Here is a 9,619-nt window from a genome sequence, read left to right as displayed (position 1 = left end):
GGCTGCTCAATACCGTAGTCCTCATTCCTGTTGTCCCGCAGATTTTGAGGCGGCTCGGTCATGCCTGACAGGCTCATAGCAGAAACTCCATTCGTCCGTCGTGCGCGGCGGACGAACCGGAGGACGCGTCTCTTCTGCTTTCCCCATGCGGGAGCGGGGGCGAGCGCCTTCGCCGCGTGGCCGGCGCTCTTCCCGCCGGAGGTGGAAATCGTGGCCGTGCAACTGCCCGGCCGCGAGGACCGCGTCGGCGAGCCGCACCCCGCCTCCGTCGCGGTCGCCGTCCGCATGGTCGCGGTGGCGCTGCGGCCCTACCTCCAGGGCCCGTACGCCTTCTTCGGCCACAGCGGCGGCGCCCTGCTGGCCTTCGAGCTGGCCAGGGCGCTGCGCAAGCGCGGCACCCAGCCCGGACACCTCTTCCTGTCCGGACAGCCCGCCCCGGGCGTCGACAGCGGCGCACCGGAGCTGCACCGGCTCTCCGACGAGGACTTCGCCGCCGCGCTGCGCGGCCTGGACGGCACGTCGGACGGCGTCTTCACCGACCCTGAGCTGATGAAGCTGCTGCTGCCCACGCTGCGCGCCGACTTCACCCTCTGGGAGAACCACCGGCACAGCCCCGGCGAGCCGCTGGAGGTACCCCTCACGGCGCTCGGCGGGGACACCGATCCGCGCGCCCCCGTCAGCGCCCTCCAGGGCTGGCGGGAGCAGACCACCGGGGCCTTCTCCACCCGGGTCTTCCCCGGCGGCCACTTCTACCTCAACGACTCCGAGAAGGAGCTCACCACGATGCTCGGCAGCACCCTGCTGGGCCGGGAGCCCGCGCACGCGGGCCAGGGGGAACGGATCCGATGACGATGCCCGGACACGATGCGGTGGCCCTGCTGAGGGCCGCGGCCGAATCCGTCGCGGGGGTCGAGGAAGCCGTACCCCTGCTCCGCCGGGAGGCCCGGCTCGACCGGGTGCGCCCGGTCGCGCCCCGCGCCGCGGACGACGCTCCCGCGGCGTCCGCGACGCCGGCCCTCGCCCACGGCGGCGAGCTGCCCGCCGACCCCGACTTCCCGACCACCCTGCAAGAGGCCCTGCGCCAGGCCGCCGCGCTCGCCCCCGACCACGGCACCGTGTACCTGACGGAGGACAGCGAGCGCGTCCAGAGCTACGCGCAGCTGCTCGCCGACGCGCAGCGGCTGCTCACCGGCCTGCGCACCACCGGCATCGCCCCCGGCGAGTCCGTGCTGTTCCAGTTCGACGACAACCGCGCCTTCGTCACGGCGTTCTGGGCGTGCGTCCTGGGCGGGTACCTGCCCACCCCGGTCGGCGCCGCGCCCGGCTACGACCGGGAGAACGCCGTCACGACCAAGCTCCGCAACGCCTGGGAGCTGCTGGACCGGCCGCTGGTCCTCACCGACGCCTCCCTCGCCCCGGCCGTGGCCAAGCTCTCCGCCCTGTGGGGCGTCGACGACCTGCGCGTGGCCGTCTTCGAGGAACTGAGCGACGGCCCGCAGAGCACGGACTGGTTCCCGGCGACCCCGGACACCCCCGCCGTGCACCTGCTCACCTCCGGCAGCACCGGCGTGCCGAAGGTCGTCCGGCACGCCAGCCGCAGCGTCCTGGCCCGCACCCGGGCCACCGCGGCGGCCAACGGCTTCGACTCCGCCGAGGTCGCGCTGAACTGGATGCCCCTCGACCACGTCGGCGGCATCGTCATGTACAACGTGCGCGACGTCGTCCTGCGCTGCCGCCACGTCAACGCCACCATCGACGCCTTCCTCGCGGACCCGCTGCGCTGGCTCGACTGGATCGACCGCTACGGCGTCACCAACACCTGGGCCCCCAACTTCGCCTTCGCACTGGTCAACGAGCGCGCCGACGCCATGACCGACCGGTCGTGGGACCTCACCACGCTGCGCCACCTCTGCAACGCGGGCGAGGCCGTCGTCAGCCGCACCGCGGACCGCTTCATCGAGCTGCTGACGGCGCACGGGATGCGGGCCGACGCGATGCGCCCCTGCTGGGGGATGTCGGAGACCAGCTCGGGCGTGACGTACTCGACGCTGCGCGCCGGGGACCCGCTGGCGGGCCGGCTGCGGGTGGACAAGGCCTCCCTCGGCGGGGCGCTGCGCTGGTCCACCGAGGCCGACGCCGACGCCGTCACCTTCACCGAGGTCGGCCCGCCGATCCCGGGCGTACGCCTGCGCATCGTCGCCCCCGACGACACCGTGCTGCCCGAGGACCACGTGGGGCGGCTCCAGATCACGGGGCCGACGATCATGGAGGGCTACTACCGCAACGAGGCCGCGAACGCGGAGGCGTTCACCGCCGACGGCTGGTTCGGCACGGGCGACCTCGCGTTCCTGCACGAGGGCCGGCTCACCATCACCGGCCGCGAGAAGGACCTCATCATCGTCCAGGGTGCCAACATCCTGAGCTACGACGTGGAGTCCATCGCCGAGCAGGTGCCGGGCACCGAGGTCACCTGGGTCGCCGCCTGCGGCTGGTCCGGCGCGGGCGACAGCACCGACAAGCTGGTGATCTTCTTCGTCCCCGCCGACGGCGACCGGACCGCGGTCCACGACACCATCACCGCGATCAAGGCCCGGGTCGCCGAGGTCCTCGGCCTCCAGCCCGACCTGGTGATCCCGGTGGAACGGGCCGACTTCCCCAAGACGGGCAGCGGCAAGATCCAGCGCGCCCAGCTGATCGCCGACCTCGACGCGGGCACGTACGCGCAGTGGGTCGACGAGCCCGACGGCTCCTGGTACTTCGAGCGGACCTGGACACCGGCCCCCGCCGACCGCGGCGCGCTGCCGCCCGGCCCGTGGCTGGTCAGCGGGGCGCTCCGGGAGGAGCTGGCCGCCGTACCCGGCGTCCCCGAACTCCGCGCGCTCCCCGCGGCCGGGGCCCCCGCGCCCGCACCGGTCGGCGCCGTGGTCCACCTGGCCGAGGGGCCCGACGCGCAGAGCGTCGCCCTCGACGTGCTGCGCCTGGTCCAGGACCTGGCCGCACACGATCCCGCGCCCCCGCTCCTGGTCGTCACGAGCGGCGGTCTGTGGACGGCCGAGGGCGAGAGCCTCGACCTCGCCGCCGCGGGCCTGCCCGGTCTGCTGCGGACGGCCGCGGCGGAGCGGGCCCTGCCGTCCGTCCGCCAGCTCGACGTGGCCGACCCGGCCGCCCGGGCCGCCGCGATCGTCACGGAACTCGCCTGCCACGACGGGGCCGACCTCGTCGCCCACCGCGGCACGCGGCGCCTGGTGCCCCGGCTGCGGCCGATCGTCCTCGACGACCGGGGCGGCGACGCCTTCGTCACGGGCGGCCGCTACCTGATCACCGGCGGCCTCGGCGGCGTCGCCCACCCGGTCGCGGAGTACCTCCTGGCCGCCCACGCCGCGAAGCTGCTGCTGGTGGGACGCGGCCCGGCCGACCGGGGCGAGCGCGCCGAGCGCCTGGAGGACCTGGCCGTCCTGGGCGACGTGGCCTACCGGGCGCTCGACGTGGCCGACCCGGTCGCGCTGGACGCCGCGGTGCGCGAGGCGGAAGCGCGCTGGGGGGCGCCCCTGGACGGGGTGCTGCACCTGGCCGGCGCCGACGTCTCCCACCAGTGGGGACAGCTGGAACTCCACCAGGTCGTCCGGGAATCGCCCCGCGCCTTCCAGGACGCCTACCGGGCCAAGGTGAGCGGCACCCTCGCGCTCGCCGGGCTGCTGGAGGACCGCCCCCGCACACCGCTGGTGCTCTTCTCCTCGGTCAACGGCGAGTTCGGCGGAAGCTCCTTCGCGGCGTACTCCTCCGCCAACGGCTTCCTGCACGGCTTCGCCGACCACTGGGGCCGCGAGCGCGGCCGCCCCGTGCACTGCCTCGCGTGGAGCACCTGGAGCGGCCTGGGCATGAACCGGGGCGCGCCCGAGGGCGCCGCCGCGGCCCGCGGGTTCCGCACCCTCGACCCCGACGAGGGCCTCGCCTCGCTCCTCGCGGTGCTGGGCCAGGACCGGCCCACCGTGCTCGTCGGCCTCGACGGCCGCAACGAGCACATCGCCCGCGCCCTCGCCCCGGAGAGCCTGCACACGGCGGAAGCGATCGTCGTCTACACCGGCACCGCCTCCGAGGCCGACGTGCGGGCGGCCGTGGCGCCGGTCGCCCGGGAGCTGGACCACCCCCTGCGCACCCTGCGCGTCGAGCGGCTGCCCGACGACCGGGAGCAACTGCTCACCGTCGCGGTCGCGGCCCTGGAACGCGGCGGACGGCCCTTCGTGGCACCGGGCACCGAGCTGGAGAAGGCCCTGGCCGACCTCTGGAGCGGCGTGCTCGGCCACGAAGTCGGCCGCGACGACCGCTTCTTCGACCTCGGCGGCAGCTCGCTGCGCGCCGCGCAGCTCGTCAACCGCATCAACAGTGCGCTGACGGCCCGGCTGTCGGTGCACCACCTCTACGAACACCCCACCGTCGGCGCGCTCGCCGCGGTGATCTCACCCCAATTGGAAGGAGAACGAGTATGACCAATCCGTTCGAGGACGCGGACGGCACCTACCTGGTGCTCGTCAACGACGAGGGCCAGCACTCCCTGTGGCCGACCTTCGTCGACGTGCCCGCCGGCTGGCGGACCGCCCACCCGGCCGACACCCGCGAAGCCTGCCTCGCCCACATCGAGGCCCACTGGACCGACATGCGTCCGCGCAGTCTGGCCACCGCGATGGACGCGCAATAGCGTCATGACTCTGGCCATCGAGGTCGAGGGTCTGGTCAAGCGCTTCGGCGCCCACCGGGCCCTCGACGGAGTCGACCTCACGGTGCCCGCCGGGCAGGTCCTGGGCCTCCTCGGCCCGAACGGAGCGGGCAAGACCACGACCGTGCGCGTCCTGGCGACCCTGCTGCGGCCCGATGCCGGGCGGGCCCGGATCTTCGGGTACGACGTGGCGAAGGAGCCCCACCAGGTCCGCCGCTGCATCGCACTGACCGGGCAGTTCGCCTCGGTCGACAAAGAGATATCCGGCAGGGAGAACCTGTACCTCATCGCCCGTCTCCTGGGCGTACCCGCCCGGCGGGCCCGGGCGCAGGCGAACGGGATGCTGGAACGGTTCCGGCTCGACGACGTGGGCGGCAAGCTCGCCCGGGAGTACTCCGGCGGCATGCGCCGGCGGCTCGACCTCGCCGCGTCGCTCATGGGCGAACCGAGGCTCATCTGCCTCGACGAGCCGACCACCGGCCTGGACCCGCACAGCCGCAACGAACTGTGGGCCATCGTGAAGGAACGGGCCCGCGCCGGCTCGACCGTCCTGCTCACCACCCAGTACATGGAGGAGGCCGAGGCGCTCGCCGATTCGGTCGTCGTCGTGGACAAGGGACGGGTGATCGCCGCGGGCACGGCCTCGGAGCTGCGGGCCCGGGTGGGCGGCCGCACCCTGGAAGTGCGCCCCGCGCACGCCCGGGACCTGGAGGCCCTCGCGGGCAGCCTGACCCTCGAAGGGCTGGACGGCCGGATCGACCGGGAGGCCTGCCTGGTCCGGCTGGCGCTCGTGGAACCGGACGAACTGACCCGTGCGGTACGGGCCGTCACCGCCTCCGCGGTGGACGTCCTGGCCGTGGACACCCGGGTCGCCAGCCTCGACGAGGCCTTCATCGAACTGACCAGGAGCGCCGCGTGAGCCCGACCACCGACATCGCGCCGACCGTCGGGGTACCCGCTCTCGCCGGCTCCGCCCGCAACGGACCGCGCGACACCCTGCGCCAGTCGCTCGCCATCGCCCGGCGCAACATGCTCCAACTGCGCGGCGACCCCGGACAGCTCCTGGACTCCGTGGTCATGCCGATGGTCTTCACGCTGATCTTCCTGTACGTCTTCGGCGGCGCCATCTGGGGGGACCGGCCCGGTGACTACCGGCAGTTCCTGCTCCCCGGGATCATGGTGCAGACGCTGATGTTCGCGTCCCGGTCGACCGGCTACATGCTGGCCGTCGACTTCGACAACGGGGTGATGGACCGCTTCCGGTCCCTGCCCATCGCGCGCTCGGCGGTCCTGACGGGCCGGATCGTGGCCGACATGACCCGGCTCCTGCTGGGCCAGGTCGTCATGCTCCTCTTCGCGGTGCTGATCGGCTTCCGGGTGGAGACCAACTTCCTCTACGCGGTGGCCGCCGTCGCGCTCACCCTGCTGTACGGCACCGCGCTGGCCTGGGTCTCGGCCTTCATCGGCCTCTCGATCCGCAGCCCCAACACCGTGCAGTCGGTGGGCTTCCTGTGGATGATCCCGTTCCAGTTCGGCAGCTCCATGCTGGTCCCGACCAGCACGATGCCCGGCTGGCTGCGGACCTTCGCCGAGGTCAACCCCACGACCCTGGTGACGGACGCGTGCCGCAACCTGCTCGGCGGGGGACCGGTCGCCGTGCCCGTCCTCGGCACCGTGCTGTGGAGCGTGGGCCTCATGTGCTTCGCGGTCCCGCTGGCGATATCCCGTTATCGACGTCGCTGAAAAGTGATCGATAACGGGAGGGAAACCCTCCCGAATACATTTTCCCCATTCCAACTCCCCGAGTGGAGGAGTCCTCTCATGAGGTCCGGTCATACCGCCGTTCCGCGATGGCAGACGACTGCCGGTGCGGCACCGGGCACGGCAACCGTTCGCATTCCCCTGGAATACGATCCGGAGCCGGCAGAGCTTCTTGCCGCCCACAGCAAGGTCGTCGCGATCCTCAGTGGTGAGGACGAGGTGGCCATCGGCCCCGCGCCCCACCTGGTGCCGGTGGCCGGCACCACCTGGGCCGGCCTGGTGGAGCGCGTCCGTACGGCGCCCGTCGCCCCCGACCACGGCTACGAGAGCGTGGTCGGCGCGACCTCCGACGCACTCCCCGACGGCGTGGTGTTCGGGGTCCGCGCCACCGACGGCGCACTGGTACTGACGTACCGCACCGAGGACTTCGACGCCGAGCACGCGACGCGGGTCGCCGGCTACCACCGCGCCGCCCTGGACCTCATCGCCACCGACCCCGGTGCGCCGCACGAGGGCCGCAGCCTGCTCTCCGCCGAGGAGCGCCACCACCAACTCGTGGGGATGGCCGGCCGGGACCGCGAGCTGCCGGACCGCCGCTTCCACGAACTCTTCGAGGACCGGGTGCGCCTGCACCCCGACAAGACGGCCGCCATCATGGGCGAGCACCGGATCAGCTACGCCGAGCTGAACGCCCGCGCCAACCGGATCGGCCGCACCCTCCTCGCCCACGGGCTGGGCGCCGAGGACTGCGTCGCCGTGGTCACCGAGCGCAACCTGGACTGGATGGCGTCCGTCCTCGCCGTGTTCAAGGCGGGCGGCGTCTACGTGCCGATCGAGCCGCACTTCCCGGCGGACCGCATCGGCACCACCCTCGACCGCGCGCAGTGCTCCCTCGTCCTCACGGAGCCGGGGAGCGGCACGGGCCTGGAGGAGGCGCTGCGGTCCCGCCCGAACGTCACCGCCCTGCGCGTCGAGGAGAGCGAGGACGCGGACCCGACGGACCTCGGCCTCGCCATCGGTCCCGAGCGGCTGGCCTACATCTACTTCACCTCCGGCTCCACCGGCACGCCCAAGGGGGTGATGTGCGAGCACGAGGGCATGCTCAACCACCTCTACGCGAAGACCGACGACCTCGGGGTGGGCGAGGACGACGTCGTCGCGCAGGTCGCTCCGCAGTGCTTCGACATCTCGCTCTGGCAGCTCGTCTCGGCCCTGCTGGTCGGCGGCACCACGCTCATCGTGCCGCAGGCGGCGATCCTCGACGTCGAGCGGTTCGTGGAGGTCGCCCGCGGCGCGGACGTGGCCCAACTGGTCCCGTCCTACCTCGAAGTGGTGCTCTCGCACCTGGAGGAGCACGGCGGCGACCTCGGTCGCGTCCGCTGCCTCTCGGCCACCGGCGAGGCGCTCAAGAAGGAGCTGGTCGAGCGCTGGTTCGCGGCCTTCCCCGGCACCTCGCTCGTCAACGCCTACGGCCTCACCGAGACCTCCGACGACACCAACCACGAGGTGATGACCGAGCCGCCGCGCGGCGACCGGGTGCCGCTGGGACCCGCCGTCGCCAACGTACGGGTCTACGTCGTCGACCCCGCCCTCGAACCGGTGCCCCTCGGCTCGCCCGGCGAGATCGTGTTCGCCGGGATCTGCGTCGGCCGCGGTTACGTCAACGACCCCGAGCGCACGGCCGCCGCCTACGGCACCGATCCGCACCGGTCGGGCGAACGGCTCTACCGGTCGGGCGACTTCGGCCGCTGGTGCCCCGACGGCAAGCTGGAGTTCCTGGGCCGCCGCGACGCACAGGTGAAGCTGCGCGGCTTCCGCATCGAACTCGGGGAGATCGAGAACCGGCTGCTCGGCGTCGCCGGGATCCGGGACACCGCCGTGATCGTCGTCGGCGAGAGCCTGGTGGCCTTCTACGCCGCCGCCGCCGACGTGCCCGTCGAGGAGCTGCGCGGTTGGCTGGGGGCCGCGCTGCCGGAGTACATGGTGCCGAGCCGCTTCCAGCGCCTGGACGCCCTGCCGCTCACCGCCAACAGCAAGATCGACAAGAAGCGGCTGGCGGAGCTGGTGGAGGTCGAGGAGGACGGCGAAGACGGCCCCGAGCCCCCCGTCACCCCGACGGAACGGCGCATCGCCGAGGCCTGGGCGGGCGTCTTCGGCCTGGCGCCCGAACAGGTCGGCCGCGGCAGCCACTTCTTCGACTCGGGCGGCACCTCCCTCTCCGCCGTGCGCCTCGTCGTGAAGCTCGGCCGGGTCGTGTCCCTGAAGGACCTCACCCGCTACCCGCGCCTGAGCGACCTGGCCGCGTTCGTCGACGGGAGCGCCCCGACCGACGGGCCGGGCGCGGCCGTCGCCCCGGACACCGGGACCGGCCACCTGATCCCCCTGCTGACGCCGCCCTCCCCGGCCGCCACCCTGGTCTGCTTCCCGTACGCGGGCGGCAACGCCGTCAACTTCCGTCCCCTCGCGGCCGCGTTGGCGGACAGCGCGCTGGCCGTCCACGCGGTGGAGCTGCCCGGCCACGACCTCACGGTCGAGAACGAGCCCTTCGCCCCGCTGGAACAGGTCGCCAAGGCCGTCGCGAACGAGCTCGGCCGGCGCCCCGCGGGACCGGTCATCCTCTGGGGCCACTCCTCCGGAGCCGCCCTGGCCGTCCTGACCGCACGGCTGCTGGAGGAGCAGGGCCGCGGCCCGCGGGCCGTCCTGATCGGCGGTCAGCTGGTCGGCACCCCCGAGGCCCGGCGCGGCTTCACCGCCGAGCTCGCGGCCCTGACCCCCCTGGAGATCGCCGCGCGGCTCGGCGGCGAGGGCGGCTACACCGCGCTGTCCGATGCGGACACGAGCCGGGCGGAGCTGGTCGGAGCGGCGTACCGGCACGACGTCCGGGAGGCGAACGCCTTCTTCGCCGACGCCGTGGAACACCCCCCGGCCCGCCCCCTCGCGGCCCCGCTGACCCTCGTGGTCGCCGCCGACGACCCCGCCACCCGGGGACACGAGAGCGGCCTCGACGCCTGGCGCACCCTCGCCCGGGCCGTGGAGGTCCGCGAACTGCCCGACGGCGGGCACCACTTCTTCCGCACCAGGCCGGCGCTGAGCGCCGCCGTGGTGCGGGCCGTCCATGACACGCACGACAGAGAGCGAGTGTGA

The 9,619-nt window shown here is 73.4% G+C and carries 6 protein-coding genes; all 6 read left to right on the top strand.

Annotated elements, in window-relative coordinates:
* Positions 1–60 precede the first annotated feature (60 nt).
* The 6 genes from ACIQWR_RS13960 to ACIQWR_RS13935 all read left to right on the top strand — a co-directional run bounded on the left by ACIQWR_RS13960 (position 61) and on the right by ACIQWR_RS13935 (position 9,619).
* Positions 61–849, top strand: coding sequence for a thioesterase II family protein (locus tag ACIQWR_RS13960; protein WP_404008201.1), 789 nt, complete (start codon positions 61–63; stop codon positions 847–849).
* The gene (locus ACIQWR_RS13955) at positions 846–4,487 is read left to right on the top strand and encodes an SDR family NAD(P)-dependent oxidoreductase (RefSeq protein WP_404008198.1); all 3,642 of its coding nucleotides are present in this window, start codon (positions 846–848) and stop codon (positions 4,485–4,487) included. Before ACIQWR_RS13960 ends, ACIQWR_RS13955 begins: the two co-directional genes overlap by 4 nt.
* Positions 4,484–4,696 (top strand): MbtH family protein, encoded by a 213-nt coding sequence (locus ACIQWR_RS13950; protein WP_404008195.1) that lies wholly within the window; start codon positions 4,484–4,486, stop codon positions 4,694–4,696. The genes ACIQWR_RS13955 and ACIQWR_RS13950 overlap by 4 nt, the downstream gene beginning before the upstream one ends.
* 4 nt (positions 4,697–4,700) lie before the next feature.
* Positions 4,701–5,633 (top strand): ATP-binding cassette domain-containing protein, encoded by a 933-nt coding sequence (locus ACIQWR_RS13945; RefSeq protein ID WP_404008192.1) that lies wholly within the window; start codon positions 4,701–4,703, stop codon positions 5,631–5,633.
* Positions 5,630–6,457: an ABC transporter permease gene (locus ACIQWR_RS13940; RefSeq protein WP_404008189.1), complete on the top strand. Its 828-nt coding sequence runs from the start codon at positions 5,630–5,632 to the stop codon at positions 6,455–6,457. Before ACIQWR_RS13945 ends, ACIQWR_RS13940 begins: the two co-directional genes overlap by 4 nt.
* A gap of 237 nt (positions 6,458–6,694) precedes the next feature.
* Positions 6,695–9,619: an amino acid adenylation domain-containing protein gene (locus ACIQWR_RS13935; RefSeq protein ID WP_404008186.1), complete on the top strand. Its 2,925-nt coding sequence runs from the start codon at positions 6,695–6,697 to the stop codon at positions 9,617–9,619.

The sequence above is a fragment of the Streptomyces sp. NPDC098789 genome (assembly GCF_044759975.1).
Classification (GTDB): Bacteria; Actinomycetota; Actinomycetes; order Streptomycetales; family Streptomycetaceae; genus Streptomyces.
This window is presented reverse-complemented; position numbering and strand designations above follow the sequence as displayed.